Here is an 18,271-nt window from a genome sequence, read left to right as displayed (position 1 = left end):
ATGGATACAACACTTGGATAATAAAAAATGTTTTAAAAGAAATAAATGTATCCTCACATTTAAATTACTCATTTTTCTACGAAACATAAAAAGCCACCTTCTATTAACTAGAGATAGCTTTTTACATTTTTTTCTTAATAAATTCGATCGTTAAACTTAGGATGGATTAGATGTTTTTTTAATTTTTCTAAAATATAAATACTCTTTTCATTATCATTGTTAAATTTAAAATTTATATATTTGTCAGATGTCTTCTTTACATTAAAATTATAAGCGTCTTTTACAAACCTCTTTAACAGTAGTTTCTCATTGTTAATACCAACTATTTTTGTTTTTAAGTCTTGTGAATTAACTTTGCTAATAAAATGTTCTAAATTAAATTTTTCAACGATATATAATCCAAAAAAAGCTGAAAATACTCCTTTGATAGGATGTATTCCTGTTACATATATAAACTTTTGAAAATCTATTAAACATTCTATAAAACCATCGCTATCAATGAATTTAAATTGTCCATCTTTTACTTTTTCCATTAGCTTTCCTTTTTTCTTGAAGTATCCTTGCGCACAATAACAAATATCCGTTAGTGGGATTTTAATATACTCTTTAAGTATTCTATCTAATAAAATATAATCTCTCAGTCCATCTTCTTTATATTTTTGAATATAATCTTCTGCTTGCCAACGTTTTGATGAAGTATTTAAAATAATGATATCTTCTACACTTTTAGAAGGACTGATATAATACGGCAACTCTAGCTTGTACTTTTTTGCTATGGCGTAACGATGCTGTCCATCTAAAATCTCCATCTCTTTATTTACTACTATAGGCCTTAAAACACCACTTTTCTGAATTAATTTTTCTAAGTTCAAATTTGTTGAAATTTTTCTGTTACCACGAATAAGTTTGAATTGGCTATAATCCTTTGTAGAATAAATTTCTCCATACACGGCATCCATTACTTCATCCATTACTTCACCTTTTTCCATTCCATAATGTTGTATTTCTAGTAGTTAATATGTCCGGTTGTTCCTTATCATTAATTTCGTAGGTAATAGCTGATTTTTTATCCTTTAGACGACTATACTCATAAGCTTTGAGGAATATTTCCATGATTACATAAAAATTATTATTATCATTAACAGACTCTACTTCGTTGGCGACTCCCGTAATTAAACGTTCAAGGTCAAACCCCTTTGTGGTATATAAGTTAAAGAAAGCAAACAATGTATATTGCCCACTTTTAATTCCTGTTTCCGTTAGAAAGAGCGAATACTGTTCGAGAAATGTACAAAAAATATCATAATTATAAAAGGAAAAATTTCCTTCTCTGATGCTATTTGTTACATGTTGATTAAGGTTTAAATATCCTTCACCCGCCGAAGCTAAAGATGAGATAGGTATTTTTATGTATTTGTTTTTTAGTTCTTTCAGTAAAAGATAATCTTCCTTGCCGTCCAAACAATATTTATTGATATAATCTATTAATGTCCAAGATTTAGTAGTTGAATTAAGTTCAATCACTTCTTGGATTCCAGAACCATCCAGTATCCGATATGGAATCAATTGATTCCATTTTTTTGCTAATTCAAAACGATTTTGTCCATCTAAAATTTCAAAATGTTCGTTTACTTCTATTGGTATCATGATACCACTGTTTTTTATCGATTCTTCTAAGTTTTGATTTTTCTTTATTTGACGATTTCCTTTCAATTTTTTGAACTTTGCATAGTCCTTTGTCACAAAAATTTTCCCAATTACCTCACTCATTTCTTCCTCTCCTTCTGAATAAATCAGCTTAATTATATACATAATTTATTGACCAAAAAACAGATATATTTACTAATAAAATTAAAGTTTTTTAGTTATTAAATAAATATCAAAAAAGACACCTTTCAACTAGGAAAAAGTGTCTTTTCTTTCGGAACTTATAAAGATAACCAAAATAGATTTATATTATTCAACTACCTCCCATTTTCGATGTTGATCAAAAAATGTTGCTGCTTCTTTTGCATCCGCAACTAGTTTTTCCGGATAATTTAAGACTTTCAATAATGCAATCGCATTTCTGGTTTTTGCTGGACCTTGCTTTAATTTAAAATCAAAACTGATTCCTTTTTCTGCTGTGACCTGTTCCTCAAAATGGACATTCTCACATTCATTTTTCAAGATCTCAGTCAATTCAATATCGTGAGTCGCCACAAAAGCTAGTGAAGGATAATCTGCCAACCATCTTACTACTGCTGCAGAAGAAGCAATCCGTTCGATCGTATTGGTTCCCTTTAAAATCTCATCCACAAAACAATAACATCTTTCTCCTTTTTCCACTTGATCTAGTAGACGTTTAATCGATTTGATTTCTGAAACAAAATAACTATCTCCTGCAAACAAGTCATCTTCGATCGCCATAGAAGTCAGTACGTGACCGTGCTGCAAGGTAAACTTTTCTGCGAGGGCTGTTTGGATCGTCTGTGCTAAGATACAATTGATCGCAATACTTTTCACATAAGTAGATTTACCTGAAGCATTCGAGCCCGTCACTAAAATGTTCTGATGCCAATCTACCGGGTTCACTACCGCTTCTTTCAAGAGAGGATGATAGAGGTCTTCTGCCTCTACGCCATTATCCGTAAATTCTGGCTGACAGGTAATAGGCATGTAGGTACGGTAGTTGAGAACTGCAGCCGCTACTTCCATTTCTCCCAATAATTCCCAAACCTTCATTGCCTCTTTCGTTTTTTTCTCTAACCTGCTAATAACAAAGTGATAAGAAATAAACGGCAACATGAACATCATATTGACATAATCAAATAAAATTTCTGCTTCCGACCCACTTTTAACTCGAAAGGAAAACCCAAATTTAGGAATATCTTTTAATGGTTTAACATTTTGCCGTAATTCATCTTGAACCGGTGTAGCAATCTTTGCTACTTGATTCGCTGTTGAGATCGTTGAGACTAGGTAACCCATACTATTAATCTCAGTTTCTAATGTCTGTTTCTTGACTTGATAATAAAGTGTGTTAAAAATCAAACTACCAATCGCTAGATAGATACCTAAGACTTGTCCAAATAATAATAAAATTAAACCAATGATCGGTAAGAGACCTAAAAAAGTATAAAAGCCGACATGTCCGATCTGTTTACTTTGGCCATCCGCTAAATATTGCTTCGTAAAATTACCATCTTTTTTCCCTAGTCGTGCAAATTGATATTGGATTTTTTCTCTTGTTTGAGGGTTTTCTTGGTAAAAAGCAATTAACTTTTCTAATCGCTGATCTTTTCCAAAGTTAAAGCTCCTCAGCCGTTGATATAAAGCTTCTGAACCAATACTAGAGTATGTCAGGTTGATGCCTTCAAAAACTTCAAACATATCCAAATCGTACCACGTCAAGTCATCCACTTCACTTGACCATGAACGAAATTCTTTTTCTGTGAGCCACGCTTCCTTTAAACTTTTTTCTTTATCAAATCGAGGTTGATAAGGCACTCTTCCCCATTTCTGATGGACACTTTCTTTTAATTTTCGACGCGCATTGAAATCTAGAGCAATGAGCAAAACGATCACGCCACAAATCAATAGCACAATAAATGTTTTTTGATCCATACATTTTTCTCCTATTCTGTTTTCCATTGGATAAAGTATAGCATTGTTTGACCCCTTTTATGAGCTGAATAATGAAAGTTCAACATAAAATAGCTGTTTATTCATATTTATTCACTATGTAGCTATATGAAATGAAATTAAAAGAAAAAGCACACTTATTTCTACCAACTTAAAATAGCGCTTACAAAATAATTGTCGTATACTAGAGATAACGAATAGGTGAAACGAAAGGAAGAAAACAAATGGCTACTACTTCGATGAACAATCCTCAAAAACATGCGGAACAAAAAATGAAAACTATTGTCATTTTTGATCTGTCTTTTAATTTTATTTCTACCAATGGTAGTTTGCAAACCCAGTTCTTAGAAATGAAATTAGCGAAGTTTTTAAGAGAAAAAAATCAATCTTGGGCTCTTAAAATATATGAAGCAAGTCAGATAGACGAACACGCCTCGGAAGCAGATATTATTTTACTAACCCCAACGTTTGCCTATGCCAAAGAAGAAATTGAAAAGAAATTCCCTCAGATACCAGTGATAGCTATTTCTAAAGCAGAGTACGGAACAATGGATCTGGATCACTTATGGGAAAAAATAAAAACGGTTCTATAAATAAGGTTGGTCAACTTGCATAAACTTTTTACTCTCTTTCAATTTAATACAAATAAATAGTAAATCAGCTGATTTGAAAACAACCAGCTGATTTTTTGTGGTCTATTTACATGTTTGCTCGTCTAAAGCTCTGTTCCATTAGAGGTTGTTACCCGCTTATACCAATCATAGGAGTCTTTTTTATACCTTTCTAGTGTACCAGAACCATCATTGTTCCGATCAACATAGATAAAACCGTAACGCTTTTTCATCTCCCCTGTTGTAAATGACACGCAATCAATACAACCCCACGGCGTGTAACCCAAAAGCACGACACCATCTTCATTGATCGCCTTTTCCATCTCTTGGATATGACTACGTAAATATTCGATACGGTAAGGATCATGAATCGTGTGATCCGCCTCCAGAACATCAATGGCACCAAACCCATTTTCAACAATAAATAATGGGAGTTCATAACGCTCATAAAAAGCATTCAATGAATAGCGGAGACCTTCTGGATCGATCGCCCACCCCCAGTCAGATTCCTTAATAAATGGATTCGTTACGGAGTACGTACTTCCACCACTAACATTCGTTGAAACATCTTGATGGACTTGCGAATCGACCGTATTACTCATGTAGTATGAAAAACCGATATAATCCACTGTACCTTCAGCGAGTGCTTGTCGATCTGCTTCTGTTATATCGATCTGGTACCCTTTACGCTCAAACATTTTAAGGGCATAATTTGGATAGTGTCCACGAACTTGTACATCACAGAAAAACCAACGATCATGCATCATCTGTTGCGCTAAGATTTGATCCGCTGGTCGAGAAGAAAATGGATAAATAGGCACCATCGCAATCATATTCCCAATCTCGAAATCTGGATTGATTGATTTTCCTAGTTTAACCGCCTTAGCAGAAGCAACTAACGTATGATGGCCACAAATGTACATCGCCTCCTCTGGATTTTCATAATCGCCAAAATGAACACCTGAGTTGGTCCAACCAAAAATATCATTTGAATAGTTCATTTGGTTGTTGATCTCGTTGAATGTCATCCAGTATTTCACCTTATTTTGATAGCGCTTAAATACCACTTCTGCAAACTTAAGAAAGAAATCGATCGTTTGACGATTCATAAATCCACCATATTCTTTGGCAATATGATAGGGCATTTCAAAATGGGACAATGTAATAACCGGTTCGATTCCATATTTCAACAGCTCGTCAAAGACATCGTCATAAAATTGAAGACCTTCTTCATTAGGTTCCAGCTCATCTCCATTTGGAAAAATACGTGACCAAGCAATCGATGTACGAAAACATTTGAACCCAAGATCAGCAAACAGTGCAATATCTTCTTTATAGCGATGGTAAAAATCAATCCCTACATGATTGGGATAATAATTACCTTCCACAACTCCATCCGTGATCACTCGAGGTACACCATGTGAGCCAGCTGTCATCACGTCAGCCACCGAAAGCCCTTTTGACGTTCCAATTACACCACCTTCAAATTGATGGGCTGCTAATGCACCGCCCCATAAAAAATTCTCTGGAAAAGCCATCCTATCCGCTCCTTTTTCATCTCAAATTTATTTCAATTGCTTTAGTAAACGAAGTTAGAACACCACCAAATGCACACTTGTCAGGAAAAACTTTAGTGACAAGCGCATCAGGTATCGTTTTCCAATCAATGATATCAACGAAAGTATACTCCAAGCATCTAAGTATCTTTCTTGAATCAAAAATACAAACGCTTTCAATTGGTTGTAAGAGGAAAATGAATGAAACATGTCCGTCATTTATTATACCGTAGAACGTCTGATTAGAGTAATTTACGTGCCCCCTGAATCACAAATTCCCAAAAAAATCAGTTGATTTCCAAGTAACAAAAGGTCTCCCCCACATCAAAATTAGCGAAATTTAATAGTAGATATAAGTGAAAAGAGTTTCCATAATGAACAATCAACAAGGTAGTTTAGCTTTTCTCCACTTCTTTAATTAATAATAACAACTTTTTGACTATTCAGTCAGCAGTCTACATTTCTGTGTTCTTTAGACATGACAATTGTCATGTCCAACTGATGACATCCATGACTGTTTTACAACTCAAAAAATAGCTAAGATAACATCAGCAGGAGGAAAGAATATGAATCCAATAATCGATGTACAAAACTTATCGAAGGTGTATAACAGGACAACCGTTTTAGATAATATCTCATTTCAGATTGCACCCGGAGAGACTGTCGCACTATTAGGAGAAAATGGTGCAGGAAAATCCACTCTGATCAATCTACTTAACCAATTGATTCAACCAAATTCAGGGACTACCTATGTGATGGGAACCCAAGATATCAGGAAAGTCCGTGACAAAGTCGGTGTAATGTTGCAACAAAACTTATCACTCGAACGAGTCACCGTCAAAGAGTGTTTAAATCTTGCTCGTAGTTACTATCACAACCCATTATCTTATGAAGCCTTGATTCGCTTAGCCAACTTAAAAGAAAAAGAGAAGTGTTACTTAGATCAATTGTCTGGCGGACAAAAACGTCGGTTGACTTTTGCAACAACTATGGCAGGAAACCCTCAACTAATTTTTTTAGATGAGCCGACTGCTGGAATGGATAGTAATAGTCGACAATCATTCTGGGAAAGTATTGACCGTTTGAAGCAAAATGGAAAGACTTTTTTTATTACTAACCATTATCTGGAGGAACTAGATCAGATTGCAGATCGAATCCTTATTTTAAAAGATACTAGGTTAGTATACGATGGTACCTTGAAATCATTGCGGAAAAAAAGTGGTCATATAACCATCCAATTTACCACTCCATTACCAAAAGAAACATTCACATCCATTTCAGCTGTTAAAGAATGTTTAAAAACTAATCAGCATATTCAATTAATAACTGATGAGCCAAACGTAGTGATGGAAGCTTTAATTCCTTATCTTAATCAATTAGACGAATTAGCCATTCAGCAAAATTCGTTGGCTTCTTTATTTCAAAAAGTAATTGGAGGTAGCGGTAAATGAAAAAATTCTTGTTTCAAGTTCAAATCAACTATAAACGCATCGTATTCCGTAACTTGCGCTTCCTCTTATTCAGTATCGCCATGCCAACAGGCTTTTACCTTATATTTACTCAGGTAATAACACAACCAGTAGCTTCGAAAACATGGAATATCGCTTATATGATTAGTATGATTGTGTATAGCTCATTGATTAGTTCTGTTATGACAGTCGCACATACTCTGTTAGAAGATCATACTAGAAAGTTCGATTTATTTGTAGCACTACGTCCAGGTTCAAAATCACAATATTATCTATCGATGTTAATCGTCTTTCTATCGTTAAATATACTTTCGGTTTTGGCACTAATAATGACTGGAATTTTAGTAAATCAGCTAACAATTAATTGGTTTCATTTAATAGGTCTTTTATTCCTCGTTCCATTGTTATCATTCCCACTTATATTGATTGGAATGATCATCTCTCTATTAGGTTCAGATAACGTAGTAAATTTGCTTAGTAATCTCATCGTTTTTCCCATGGCAATTTTAAGCGGACTATGGTGGCCACTTAGCATAATGCCCCCATGGGTACAAAAGGTTGGACACTGGCTACCAACTTATCAAACAGCTGTAATTTTAAGAAGATTTATCAATTATCAACGTTTTAATTTTGTTAGTTTTGGGGTACTCTTAGTTTGGACGATCATTTTATTCGTACTGTTCAAAGTAGTCGTCTTTTTTCAAAGTAAAAGTGAGGTTTCTACCATATGAGTTTTTTCGAAAAGCACATATTTTTCCCAAAACGATTCGGCATTGCACCTTATTTCTGGTTAGTATTTTTAATACCGACGATCTATTCATTGTTCCCCCTTACTTCTTGGTTTGACTGGTTATTTATATTACTTTTAGTTATTTTTTTAAAAGCTTACCGAGATGGCTATGAAGTTCATAAATTTTTAACATGGGACGTTTTCCTTCAATTATTGATTGCCTGCTTATTTGGTATCTTTCAAAAAAATGGATATCTCTTTATTTTCGTTGCCTGGGAGATTGGCTCCCTGCCAGTAACCAAACGTTTATTCTATCATTATTTGACTGGTTATTATGTAAGCGTCATGATTAGTCTTGGCGCTATGTTGTGGACCACTCGTTTCACCCATTCATCCAGTTACATTAATGTAGGTATCACTATCATAGCTGCTATTATTACACCACTAGCAGCTAAGTCGGTAGGGGAATCTTATCGGCGGATCTATCGCCTCAACCAACAAAATAAACGTTTAGAAGCAGTTGTGCGCCAAAATGAACGAGATCGTATTGCTCGTGATCTCCATGATCATTTAGGCCAAGCGTTTTCCATCATTTCATTAAAGGCTGAATTAGCGGAGAAATTAATAGCAATTGATTCACGCCAAGCAACCAATGAATTACATGATATTGCTGAGACTTCCCGAAAAAACTTATCATTAGTTCGTGGGATCGTTTCAAATTTACAAGAGCGAACAATTGCCCAAACGATGCTAGAAGAAGAAAAAAATTTAGTTCTTACCAATATTCAGCTTCATTCTGTAGGAGAGGAACTAGCCGAAAAATGGCCGACGAACATTCAACATACAGTATCCGCAGTTATTAAAGAAGCCATCACAAATATGATTCGTCACAGCAAAGCTAGTATTGCGATGATTGATTTTACCGAGAATATAGACACCTATTTTATTACCATTCAAGATAATGGACAAGGATTCACTCAACTAAAATCAACCGGCTATGGAATCAGCGGAATGAAAGAACGGATTCAAACTGAAAAAGGACAGTTGACGATCACTGGAACACAAGGAGTAAAGATTGTCATTTCGTTGCCTAAGGAGAATGAGCATGATTAAATTGTATTTGGCAGAGGATCAACAATTATTGAACACTGCATTAACGATGATTTTGAATCTTGAAACAGATTTTGAAGTTATTGGTTCTGCAACAGATGGTGATACGGCATTATCTGACATCATCAAATTGAAACCAAATATCGTTTTATTAGACATTGAAATGCCTAAGTTGACTGGCTTGGAAATTGCTAAGCAGCTTCGTTTATTAAAACAGGATGTGAGAATTATGGTTCTGACTACCTTTGCGCAAGAACACTATTTTCAGCAAGCTTTACAGAACAATGTCAACGGTTATATGCTAAAAGATAGTCCCAGTGAAGAACTTATTCGTTCAATCCGCTCAATCATGGCGGGTGATACGATTTTTTCACCTGAATTGGTTATTCAATCATTCATTACTCAAAAAAACCCTTTAACCCCAAGAGAGCTTGAAATTTTAACGTTGTTAAAAACCGGCATCAGCACCCAACAAATTGCCCAAACTCTATTTTTGAGTGAGGGAACTGTACGTAATTACATCTCTGCTATTCTAAGCAAAACAGCATCACGTTCACGAATTGAAGCGATAAATTTTGCAATAAAGCAAGGATGGATTTAAATAACAATAAATTAAGATCACTGAGAAGAACGCCTTAAGCAAGGTCTTCCCAATGATCTTATTTACCGATCAGATAACTGGCTATACTTTTTCTAAACTAAATAGTTTTTGTTTCCCTATAGTATTCTCTATGATGAATTTTAGTAGTTTAACCAAAAAAACGGAATGAACTAACTATTATCTTTCGTATTAATTTTTATAGGTGTGATCATTCAATTAGTTTCCCAAATGTTTGTTTCTTATTACTTTTCTATTCACCCATTACTAAAATATGGCATTTTCGATTTCTAACACGGTTTTGATCAAAATCAATGAAATAAATCGAGCCGACAGCTCCTGTCATTAATGTTTCCTCTTTGACAATGAAATTTTCACTTGCTCCGAAGAATGATGCTCGGATATGTGCATCTCCATTTAAAATCGTTCCAGCATCACCAGCATAGTCTGGATCATCTAAGGACAGCAAGAAATCAAGATGCTTCGGACCAGGATAACGATAATCGGTATTTTCCGTTAATTCTCGAGGAATGATCCGATCAAGAATCCGATTTAAATCAACCTGTAAAAATTCATCCCCATTAAAATCCAAATCGTGCATGAATTCCTCAAAAATAACTGAACAAGTAGTATGTGGCGACTGAACAAGACAAATGCCATTTTTTATCCCACTTTTTGCCACAATTTCTTTTACTTGTTCGGTAATATTATGATACGTCACTCGCTGTCCATTTGAAGTCAAAACAAGTTGCTCAGTATAAGTTATCATTTTGTCGATTGCTCCTTTTTCCATTTACTTACTTCTTCAATCATCGCTTTCAATGTGTCCACAGGATCTTTGGCACAAACAATCCCGCTGGTTCCACCCGTTGCATCAGCCCCCGAATCAAGTGCTTTGCGAACATCTGCTACCGTTGAAATCCCTGCTGCCTGCAGAACAAAAATTTCAGGATCCACCTTACGTACAGCTTCATTGGTTTGAATCATATAAGAAATGTCACTTGCTTGACCTGTACCTATTAATTCCGTAGGCTCACAAACCATTACATCCGGCTTCAATGAAGCTACGAGCTTCGCCTCTTCTAAAGAATTCGCACAGACAATAGTCAATAGACCAAGTTCCTTTGCTCGCTTGACGGCATCACACAGCTCACTAACCGATAAAGGACGTTCTGCATGATTAAGGAAGGTCGCTTCTGCTCCAGCCGCTGCAACGCCTTCAGGTAAAACGTGTCCCATCCCTCTACCAGGGACTATCCCATCGATATGTTGAACACTCACAATCAACTGCGTTGTCTGTTCTTTAATTAGCCGAACATCAACATGTTGACAAGTAAAAATGATATCGATGTCGTATGCTGCAGCTAATTGATCCGCTGTTTTTGCTAGTTCCAATGCCTGTTCACCATACAAATAAGATTTAGGATTAACCACAAAAAATGGTTTTCTTACTGTTCTCATGAGAACCCTCCTCTATTTTGTTGCAAATACTTTGTAATAATGCGATAACGTATCCGCAATCGCTTGGTTCGCTAATCGTTTAAGTGTAAAATAATCCTCTGGTTTTTCTTCGTTAATTACATCCATTGCTGCTGTAATAAAATCAGTAAAGATATTAATTTTATTGATCCCTGAAACAGCACATTTGTGGAGATTTTCATCACCAGATGATGAACCACCATGCAACACTAATGGAATTGAAACTTCATTTTTAATTTCTTCCAACCGCTCAAAGCTGATTTTCGGTGTTCCTTTGTATTGCCCATGAGCTGTACCTATCGAAACTGCCAATGAATCGACGCCGGTTTCTTTCGCAAAACGTGCTGCTTCCTCCACTTCGGTATAAATGGTGTCCGTGGTTTCCTTAAATTCATAACTATTTCCCGTTCCCACATGTCCAATCTCGGCCTCTACCACAACGCCTCTTTCATGAGCATATTCCGCAACTGCTTTTGAACGACGAATATTTGTTTCAATCTCATCCTGCGAAGCATCTATCATCACAGAAGTGAACCCAAGCTCGATTGCTTGCTTGATGATTTCCTCATCTTGTCCATGATCCAAATGAAGTGCTACTGGAACACTTGCTTTTTTGGCTAAATATGTTGCAATTAACGCTGCCTCTTCAAGAGGACATTCTTCAATATGCGCTTGTGCAAAGGCTAAAATTAATGGCTTTTGCATTTTTTCTGCAACCTCTACAAAGGTTCTTGCAGAATCTAAATCAAAAAAGTTCGCTGCCGGAATCGCATAGTTTTCTTTTTGTGCTTTTTCAAACATCTCTTTCGTTGTAACTAACATTTGATTACCTTCTTTTCAAGTATTTTTTAGGCTTTAATCTTCGCTTCAATTTCGTCAAACAACCCATCAATGCCAATTCCGGTTAATAAAGGAAGCCCCATAATTACTTTATCTTTAATGTTGTCAGGAACCACGGTCGTACTGACCACAATATCGTAGTCATCAATTTTGCCAATCTCATCCGCAACTTTTGATTGATATAGTTTCACTTCATTTTCGAGTCCTTTTGATTTCAACCATTCTTTTACTTTTCCTGTTACCACTGTTGAAGTAGCCACACCTGTTCCGCACATAATTAATAATTTTTTCATCTGTCATCTCTCCTATTTTGTATTAAGCTTCAGTTTGTTTAGCTGCTCTTTTAGGTAAAATGCGATTCACGTAGAATAGTAAACCTGTAATAATCAGACCAATTCCGACTAGGGCAAAGTAACCAAATAGTTTTGCACCACCCACGTATAGAAGTGTTGTCCACAGTCCACCTTCTGCCATCGCAGTTACTGATGAATGTCCTTGTAAATCAAAGTTTGCCGCTTGTGCTGCTTTTGTTAAAAATGGTGCCACCCATGAAGTGATGTATAAAATGGTGACCATGTAGATCGTCCCACCTAAGATTGTTCGAATAATGTTTCCACCAAAGACAGCTGCCATCAAACAAACTAAGAATGGAATAGTTGCCAAATCACCGAAAGGCAAGGTTGTGTTACCTGGTAAAATCACTGCTAATAAAATCGTGATTGGGACTAAGATTAACGAAGAAGACAATACAGCTGGGTGTCCTACTGACAATGCGGCATCCATTCCGATATATAATTCTCTTCCTGGGAAACGTTTTTGAACAAATGAATTTGCTGATTCTGAAATAGGCGTTAAGCCTTCCATTAAAAGTGCCACCATTTTAGGCATTAAGACCATTACAGCACCAGTTTTCACCGCTAATTGTCCAATTCCCGCAACATCATAGCCAGCTAAAATCCCCATAACCAAACCAATTAAAAAGCCCATGACTGTTGAATCACCAAAGATGCCAAACCGTTTTTGAATCGTTTCTGGATCTGCATGCCAATCTTTCAATCCTGGAATCCTATCGAATAACCAATTTAAAGGTAAGGCAAAAACAAACCCGGGTGCTGCTGTTCCGTGTGGGAAGGTAATATTTGGAAATCCATAGAATTTATTGATGATTGGTCCTAAAATATCGCCAAACAATAAAATCATCATTGTATAAATAACCGTTGCCAACATGCCCATTGCAAAGTCATTCGTTACTGCGTAGACAAGTGAAGCAACAAATGCTGCATGCCAGATATTCCAAATATCAACATTCAGTGTTTTTGTTAAGCCAACAATAATTAATAACACATTGACTACGATAGCTACTGGAATCGCCAAACTACCTAAAACGGTTCCATAAGAAATCGCAGCTGCTGCCGGCCAACCAACGTCAATGGTTGTTAAGTTTAGTCCAAAACGTTCAACCATCGCTTGTGCTGCTGGTCCTAAGCTATTGGTCAATAAATCGATAACTAAATTCAACCCGACAAATCCAACACCAACCGTTAATGCTGAAATAAAAGCCTTACTCGGTTTCGTTCCTAAAATCAAACCAAAAACAAAAATTAAGATTGGCAATACAACGATTGATCCGAGATCAACAAATTTTTGTAATAAATCTAACATAATGCTCCCCCTCAAAATGGTTATTAAACGAATCCTTCTTTTTCAATAATGTGATAATACTCCTCAGTATTATTTACAGCTCGAAGCTTTTGAACCACCTCTTTTTTTTGAAACATCGTAATTAACTTCTGTAACATTTCTAACTGTGCATGTGGTTCTTTCAACGCCAACATGAAAATCAAGCTGACTGAAATTTCTTTATCTGCAGTTCCCATTTCATAAAAAGTTACTGGTTTTTTTAATGACATAAATGCAATTTGAGAATCATTCACGTGTTCTGCATCCGTATGTGGAATAGCAATCCCAACATCATTGATTAATAAGCCAGTAGGAAACACTTCTTCTCTTTTCAGTACATTCTCTGCAAACGAATCCTTCACTAAACCTGTTTGATATAGACAAGTTGCAATAATTGATAAAGCTTCCTTCTGACTCTTTACCTCAGATTGAAATAATGCAATTTTCTTTCCAAAATAACTCGTCATCTTAATTCCTCTTTCCTATAATTTCGTTAATAATCTCATTCCTTGTTTCTTTACTTGCAATACTTTTTATTCTCTCAGGTGAGACAAAGACATCATAAAGTAATGCAATCATATTTTTCACTTGAATCATGTCTTCTTCTGCAATCGCTAAGAATAAAACAACCCTTATATCTACATCTCCCCAAGTAATTTTGTTTTTTAGAGTGATAATAGAAATTTTTGTTTTGACTACATATTTTGGATTTGCATGTGGGATGGCTACGCCTGATGAAAGTCCGGTAGCTCCTAGTTTTTCTCTTTGAAGTACAACCTCAAGAAAATTATCCTTTACTAATTGTTCTTCTTTATATTTCTCAGTGATGAAAGAAAGTACTGATTCTCTACTATCAAAATCTTGATTCAAAAACATCCAACCATCCTTCAAATATTTCTTTAAAATCGTTTTATCCGGTGCAATAGATGGTAAAAATGTATTGTCTTGTTGATTCAAGGTAAGAAGATGACGATTAATCAATGCAATTTCTTCTTTCGTTGGTAATGGTCGAACATAAATAATCGGCGTTTGATACTCATTTTCCAATTTGACTGTTGAAATAATCAAATCGACACTATCTAAGTTGTAATCCTGCAACTTTTGAACATCAATCACTTCATAGACTACGGTGCTAGGAGAACTATGACGAATACGCTGAAATAATAATTGCGAAGTTCCCAACCCCGTTGGACAAATAAGAAAAACATGCTTCGTATTCACAATTTTTTCAAAAGCTAACTGAAAATGAATAGTCAAAAAAGTAATTTCATCATCCGTTACTCTGATTCCCATTGCTTTTTCCAATTTTGGAATACAGTAAGTTGTTAGCGTATACATTGTGCTGTATTGTCGAATGATTTCCTCTTTTAACGGGTTTTTAATGGTAATCCCCATTTGCAACCGATAAACCATTGGCTCAATGTGGGCAAATAGAGATTGAAGCAACTGACTATCTTGCTCCAAATCCTTCTCAACCAGTGTCGACATATCTCGAATGAATTGTTTGGTGGTCTCCATGATTTGTTGACTATGGGTTGCCAGATTCACAAACGGTCTCACTCCATGTCCCATAAACAACGAACAAATAAAGTAAAGATCATTTATCGTAAAGGAACAATTCAATTCATCTTTGACCCCATTTGAAAAATCTAGTGCCACCATATATAATTCCATTTTCTTTATTTCGACAAACAAAGGGTTTTTATTTGTTTGTGAATGATAGCCATGCTTCACTCGACCAATCAAAGTTAACAACGAAAGTTTGAGTGAATGGACAATATAATTTGTTGGTTGCTGCTTAGACTGTTGGTAAAAATTTTTTACAAAATCATCCACAAACTTAACCATCGCTTGATCAAAAACAAAGTGATATTGACACTTTTCATTCCCTACACCGATGTTTTTTTCAAAATAATTAACAAATGTCCGCTGGATCAACTCTTCAGGTGTTTTTTGTGTGTCTATTACATGATTTGAAGTAATCCTAATCCCAGCTAACCGACAATATTTGATGATTTCCTCATAATCCTTACGCAAAGTTGCAATACTGACAAAAAACTTTTTTTCAAAATACTCATATCTTTTTTTATCCGTTTTAAAAATTAGATTGGCGAATAAGTACACTCTCCGATAATTTGAACTATACTTTACCTCTGTTGACATAGCTTCTTTACTAGTGATAAATATTTTGGCATCATTTTTTTTAGTTGACGTTCCAATTAGGTAGATCCCAATGCGAGGTTTTTTTTCAATTTTTAACTCAAAACGATTCAAGAACTGTCCCAGCTTCTGAATATCTTGATAAATTGTTTTATTCGAAACATTGAGTTTTTCACTAAAGAAACTTGCTGGTTGAAAATTCTCCTCCTCTAAAAGTAATTCAATTAACTGACTCTCGCGCTTTGATAACATCCATCATCACCTCAGAAAACGTTTTCCTTGTTTATATCATAGAGTTTTTCTCCCTAAAGATAAATACGTAATCTGTTCCACATTAAAGTGGAACAGATTATTATGACCCTATAATTTTTGATGTTGGTGAAATCATGACATCTTTTTTTTGATTTAAAATGAAAAAAGACACTCTCCAAAGTTTGGAAAGTGCCTTGAAAGTCATACTCAAGGTAACTGCACTCAGCATAGCTTTGACCAGTGTGATTCTCGTAACTCGCCCGATCTGTCTGAGAAGTTTCCGTAAGCTCGCAAAATGATTCCGACAAGATAACGAACAAAAGGCGTGTAGAATAATTAAATTCTTTCACCGCCATCCACTTATTTTCTCCGTCATTTTATATTATTTGGCGGAGAAAAACAAATAATGGCGGAGAAAGTATTTCATTTATTATATTTTCTCTACACTGTAAAAAAACAACATTTTTTAGGCAAGAAAAGTCAAAAAATATCCAATATCATTATTTATATACCCCAAACATTCCTAAGATAACTACTAAATTATCGATCTATCCACCTATGAAAAATTTGAACAACGATTAGCAGAAGTAAAAAATGCTAAATGAATAGCATGCTTAAAAAGCTAGTATCCATTTCCATACCCAAAAGTACAAAAAAAAGACACTCTCCAAAAATAGAAAGTGTCTAAAACATTGATATAATAGTATTCTTAACGTTTTGAGAATTGTGAAGCTTTACGAGCTTTCTTAAGAGCTAGTTCTGTGGCAGAGATTTTGAAGGGGATGGATAGCAATAGATTGAGCAACTCTTCAACAAGTACGGTTTTAATGGATTTCACCACATTTTAAAACCTTCGTACCTAAAGACGTACCCAAAAAATATGCGTGAATCAAAAAGACTATTTTATAACAATTTCTCACCCATAAAATTTAAGTTCACTTCCTAATGCACAATATGCTATACTCACTTTGGCAACTTGCCCCCAAGGGGGTGATTCCATTGGAAAAATTAATATCGCTAGTTATTGCACCTATCTTTGTAGGTTTAGTTATTCAACTAATTTCTCACTGGTTAGATGAGAAAGACAATGACTAATAGCAAGTTGCTTCTAACCCACACATTCGAAGTCGCAACGATTGTAAAAGAAAACCACTCTATTCGCCGTAGAGTGGTTTTTGTGTTCCATTGGTAAAAATTAATATCACTTCGCACCATCATCATATCAAGAATAATCCAAAAAATCAAATTGTCTATATTAAAGGATTCAGTACCCATAAGTAGTAGCCTATTAACGCCTCAAAAGATAGATAATTTGTTTTACAGGGATCAACTTGTACGAGATAGAGGGCAACTTTTGCTAGTACTCATCTTTACGTTCTTTCCTTACATACTTGTTGGAAGAAAAACACTACCAAAAAATTGAAAAGAGCCTTTAAGCTCACGAACAGAGTAGATTCACTAAATTTCATTGAATTTTATCCCTTACTATTTCCTTTCAATTTCCAAATATCTAATAATGGGATATTTTCACTATTTGGCGCTAATGCACTATTTAGCTGATCAACTTGTATAATTATTGGAAGCTCAAATAATACACCAGTCAATATAACTTGTCCTGATGCCAAATTAGGAATGCTCTCTTTGGAAACACTATCTAATGAAGACATTGTTTTATCCAATAAACGCAAATCATTGTCGTACCCAAAAGTACAAAAAAGACACCTTCCAAAAATGGAAAGTGTCTGAAACGTTGATATAATAGAATTCTTAACGTTTTGAAAACTGTGAAGCTTTACGAGCTTTCTTAAGACCTGGTTTTTTACGTTCAACCATACGTGCGTCACGAGTAAGTAAGCCAGCACGTTTAAGAGCTAGACGGAAGTCAGGATCAACTTCTAGCAATGCACGAGCGATACCATGACGGATAGCTCCTGATTGTCCAGCGTAGCCTCCACCGTTTACGTTAACAAATACGTCATAAGCGCCTTTTGTTTCAGTAACAGCGAAAGGTTGATTGATTACTTCACGCAAGTCAGCATGTGGAATGTATTCTTCAACATCTTTTTTGTTTACAGTAATTTTACCAGTTCCTGGTACTAAACGTACACGAGCAACTGCATTTTTACGACGGCCTGTGCCGATATATTGAACTTGTGCCAATG

General features: G+C 35.3%; 19 protein-coding genes. 6 read left to right on the top strand and 13 right to left on the bottom strand.

The genetic code is table 11. The features are described from left to right. Positions 1-134 precede the first annotated feature (134 nt). The 3 genes from AB3H93_RS10070 to AB3H93_RS10060 form a co-directional block, all read right to left on the bottom strand. Positions 135-971: a ParB N-terminal domain-containing protein gene (locus tag AB3H93_RS10070; protein WP_368020522.1), complete on the bottom strand. Its 837-nt coding sequence runs from the start codon at positions 969-971 to the stop codon at positions 135-137. 4 nt (positions 972-975) lie between these two features. Further along, a complete protein-coding gene (locus tag AB3H93_RS10065) occupies positions 976-1,770 on the bottom strand; it encodes a ParB N-terminal domain-containing protein (protein ID WP_368020521.1) in 795 nt (264 codons plus the stop codon). Positions 1,771-1,956: 186 nt separating this feature from the next. After that, complete coding sequence (locus tag AB3H93_RS10060) at positions 1,957-3,606, bottom strand: DNA mismatch repair protein MutS (RefSeq protein ID WP_368020520.1); 1,650 nt, start codon at positions 3,604-3,606, stop codon at positions 1,957-1,959. 242 nt (positions 3,607-3,848) lie between these two features. Between AB3H93_RS10060 and AB3H93_RS10055 the strand changes: the two genes are divergently transcribed. Continuing rightward, positions 3,849-4,217, top strand: coding sequence for a hypothetical protein (locus AB3H93_RS10055; protein ID WP_010737245.1), 369 nt, complete (start codon positions 3,849-3,851; stop codon positions 4,215-4,217). A gap of 122 nt (positions 4,218-4,339) precedes the next feature. Here AB3H93_RS10055 and AB3H93_RS10050 read toward each other — a convergent pair whose 3' ends face one another. Next, positions 4,340-5,773, bottom strand: coding sequence for a 6-phospho-beta-glucosidase (locus AB3H93_RS10050; RefSeq protein WP_094940716.1), 1,434 nt, complete (start codon positions 5,771-5,773; stop codon positions 4,340-4,342). 584 nt (positions 5,774-6,357) lie between these two features. Between AB3H93_RS10050 and AB3H93_RS10045 the strand changes: the two genes are divergently transcribed. Genes AB3H93_RS10045 through AB3H93_RS10030 form a run of 4 tightly spaced genes read left to right on the top strand, consistent with a single transcriptional unit; the run spans position 6,358 to position 9,701 of the window. Next, positions 6,358-7,242: an ABC transporter ATP-binding protein gene (locus AB3H93_RS10045; RefSeq protein ID WP_368020519.1), complete on the top strand. Its 885-nt coding sequence runs from the start codon at positions 6,358-6,360 to the stop codon at positions 7,240-7,242. Next, on the top strand, positions 7,239-7,991 hold the full coding sequence (locus AB3H93_RS10040) for an ABC transporter permease (protein ID WP_063627659.1): 753 nt from the start codon (positions 7,239-7,241) through the stop codon (positions 7,989-7,991). The genes AB3H93_RS10045 and AB3H93_RS10040 overlap by 4 nt, the downstream gene beginning before the upstream one ends. Further along, positions 7,988-9,103 carry a sensor histidine kinase gene (locus AB3H93_RS10035; protein ID WP_094940713.1) on the top strand — a complete coding sequence of 372 codons (1,116 nt, stop codon included), beginning with the start codon at positions 7,988-7,990 and terminating at the stop codon, positions 9,101-9,103. The genes AB3H93_RS10040 and AB3H93_RS10035 overlap by 4 nt, the downstream gene beginning before the upstream one ends. Next, complete coding sequence (locus AB3H93_RS10030; RefSeq protein WP_034700108.1) at positions 9,096-9,701, top strand: response regulator transcription factor; 606 nt, start codon at positions 9,096-9,098, stop codon at positions 9,699-9,701. Before AB3H93_RS10035 ends, AB3H93_RS10030 begins: the two co-directional genes overlap by 8 nt. Before the next feature lie 250 nt (positions 9,702-9,951). Here the strand turns inward: AB3H93_RS10030 and AB3H93_RS10025 are convergent, their stop codons facing one another. The 7 genes from AB3H93_RS10025 to AB3H93_RS09995 are packed head-to-tail and all read right to left on the bottom strand — an operon-like array spanning position 9,952 to position 16,109. Next, a complete protein-coding gene (locus AB3H93_RS10025; protein ID WP_034700170.1) occupies positions 9,952-10,467 on the bottom strand; it encodes a YjbQ family protein in 516 nt (171 codons plus the stop codon). After that, entirely contained in the window at positions 10,464-11,159 is a 696-nt protein-coding gene (locus tag AB3H93_RS10020; RefSeq protein ID WP_368020518.1) for a triose-phosphate isomerase, read from the bottom strand. Before AB3H93_RS10020 ends, AB3H93_RS10025 begins: the two co-directional genes overlap by 4 nt. Before the next feature lie 12 nt (positions 11,160-11,171). After that, positions 11,172-11,999: a ketose-bisphosphate aldolase gene (locus tag AB3H93_RS10015; protein ID WP_368020517.1), complete on the bottom strand. Its 828-nt coding sequence runs from the start codon at positions 11,997-11,999 to the stop codon at positions 11,172-11,174. 26 nt (positions 12,000-12,025) lie between these two features. Continuing rightward, complete coding sequence (locus AB3H93_RS10010; protein WP_010720673.1) at positions 12,026-12,310, bottom strand: PTS sugar transporter subunit IIB; 285 nt, start codon at positions 12,308-12,310, stop codon at positions 12,026-12,028. Positions 12,311-12,332: 22 nt separating this feature from the next. Further along, the gene (locus AB3H93_RS10005) at positions 12,333-13,679 is read right to left on the bottom strand and encodes a PTS galactitol transporter subunit IIC (protein ID WP_034700117.1); all 1,347 of its coding nucleotides are present in this window, start codon (positions 13,677-13,679) and stop codon (positions 12,333-12,335) included. Positions 13,680-13,702: 23 nt separating this feature from the next. After that, entirely contained in the window at positions 13,703-14,164 is a 462-nt protein-coding gene (locus AB3H93_RS10000) for a PTS sugar transporter subunit IIA (RefSeq protein WP_368020516.1), read from the bottom strand. 1 nt (position 14,165) lies between these two features. Further along, positions 14,166-16,109, bottom strand: coding sequence for a transcription antiterminator (locus tag AB3H93_RS09995; RefSeq protein WP_368020515.1), 1,944 nt, complete (start codon positions 16,107-16,109; stop codon positions 14,166-14,168). Between the two features lie 945 nt (positions 16,110-17,054). On the opposite strand from AB3H93_RS09995, the gene AB3H93_RS09990 reads away from it, so the two are divergent. Next, the gene (locus AB3H93_RS09990; protein ID WP_320339157.1) at positions 17,055-17,204 is read left to right on the top strand and encodes a type I toxin-antitoxin system Fst family toxin; all 150 of its coding nucleotides are present in this window, start codon (positions 17,055-17,057) and stop codon (positions 17,202-17,204) included. A 380-nt stretch (positions 17,205-17,584) separates the two neighbouring features. Here AB3H93_RS09990 and AB3H93_RS09985 read toward each other — a convergent pair whose 3' ends face one another. Together AB3H93_RS09985 and rpsI are read right to left on the bottom strand one after the other, a co-directional pair. Beyond that, positions 17,585-17,776 (bottom strand): hypothetical protein, encoded by a 192-nt coding sequence (locus AB3H93_RS09985; RefSeq protein WP_368020514.1) that lies wholly within the window; start codon positions 17,774-17,776, stop codon positions 17,585-17,587. A gap of 100 nt (positions 17,777-17,876) precedes the next feature. Then, positions 17,877-18,269 carry a 30S ribosomal protein S9 gene (gene rpsI, locus AB3H93_RS09980; RefSeq protein ID WP_002287505.1) on the bottom strand — a complete coding sequence of 131 codons (393 nt, stop codon included), beginning with the start codon at positions 18,267-18,269 and terminating at the stop codon, positions 17,877-17,879. Positions 18,270-18,271 lie beyond the last annotated feature (2 nt).

The organism is Enterococcus sp. C74 (genome assembly GCF_040887125.1).
Classification (GTDB): Bacteria; Bacillota; Bacilli; order Lactobacillales; family Enterococcaceae; genus Enterococcus_B; species Enterococcus_B hirae.
The sequence above is the reverse complement of the archived record's forward strand: the minus strand, read 5'-3'. Positions and strand labels throughout refer to the sequence as shown.

Coding starts and splice junctions, on each gene's coding strand:
- AB3H93_RS10070 (WP_368020522.1), bottom strand. CDS start 971: ATGGATGAAGTAATGGATGCCGTGTATGGAGAAATTTATTCTACAAAG.
- AB3H93_RS10065 (WP_368020521.1), bottom strand. CDS start 1,770: ATGAGTGAGGTAATTGGGAAAATTTTTGTGACAAAGGACTATGCAAAG.
- AB3H93_RS10060 (WP_368020520.1), bottom strand. CDS start 3,606: ATGGATCAAAAAACATTTATTGTGCTATTGATTTGTGGCGTGATCGTT.
- AB3H93_RS10055 (WP_010737245.1), top strand. CDS start 3,849: ATGGCTACTACTTCGATGAACAATCCTCAAAAACATGCGGAACAAAAA.
- AB3H93_RS10050 (WP_094940716.1), bottom strand. CDS start 5,773: ATGGCTTTTCCAGAGAATTTTTTATGGGGCGGTGCATTAGCAGCCCAT.
- AB3H93_RS10045 (WP_368020519.1), top strand. CDS start 6,358: ATGAATCCAATAATCGATGTACAAAACTTATCGAAGGTGTATAACAGG.
- AB3H93_RS10040 (WP_063627659.1), top strand. CDS start 7,239: ATGAAAAAATTCTTGTTTCAAGTTCAAATCAACTATAAACGCATCGTA.
- AB3H93_RS10035 (WP_094940713.1), top strand. CDS start 7,988: ATGAGTTTTTTCGAAAAGCACATATTTTTCCCAAAACGATTCGGCATT.
- AB3H93_RS10030 (WP_034700108.1), top strand. CDS start 9,096: ATGATTAAATTGTATTTGGCAGAGGATCAACAATTATTGAACACTGCA.
- AB3H93_RS10025 (WP_034700170.1), bottom strand. CDS start 10,467: ATGATAACTTATACTGAGCAACTTGTTTTGACTTCAAATGGACAGCGA.
- AB3H93_RS10020 (WP_368020518.1), bottom strand. CDS start 11,159: ATGAGAACAGTAAGAAAACCATTTTTTGTGGTTAATCCTAAATCTTAT.
- AB3H93_RS10015 (WP_368020517.1), bottom strand. CDS start 11,999: ATGTTAGTTACAACGAAAGAGATGTTTGAAAAAGCACAAAAAGAAAAC.
- AB3H93_RS10010 (WP_010720673.1), bottom strand. CDS start 12,310: ATGAAAAAATTATTAATTATGTGCGGAACAGGTGTGGCTACTTCAACA.
- AB3H93_RS10005 (WP_034700117.1), bottom strand. CDS start 13,679: ATGTTAGATTTATTACAAAAATTTGTTGATCTCGGATCAATCGTTGTA.
- AB3H93_RS10000 (WP_368020516.1), bottom strand. CDS start 14,164: ATGACGAGTTATTTTGGAAAGAAAATTGCATTATTTCAATCTGAGGTA.
- AB3H93_RS09995 (WP_368020515.1), bottom strand. CDS start 16,109: ATGTTATCAAAGCGCGAGAGTCAGTTAATTGAATTACTTTTAGAGGAG.
- AB3H93_RS09990 (WP_320339157.1), top strand. CDS start 17,055: ATGCACAATATGCTATACTCACTTTGGCAACTTGCCCCCAAGGGGGTG.
- AB3H93_RS09985 (WP_368020514.1), bottom strand. CDS start 17,776: ATGTCTTCATTAGATAGTGTTTCCAAAGAGAGCATTCCTAATTTGGCA.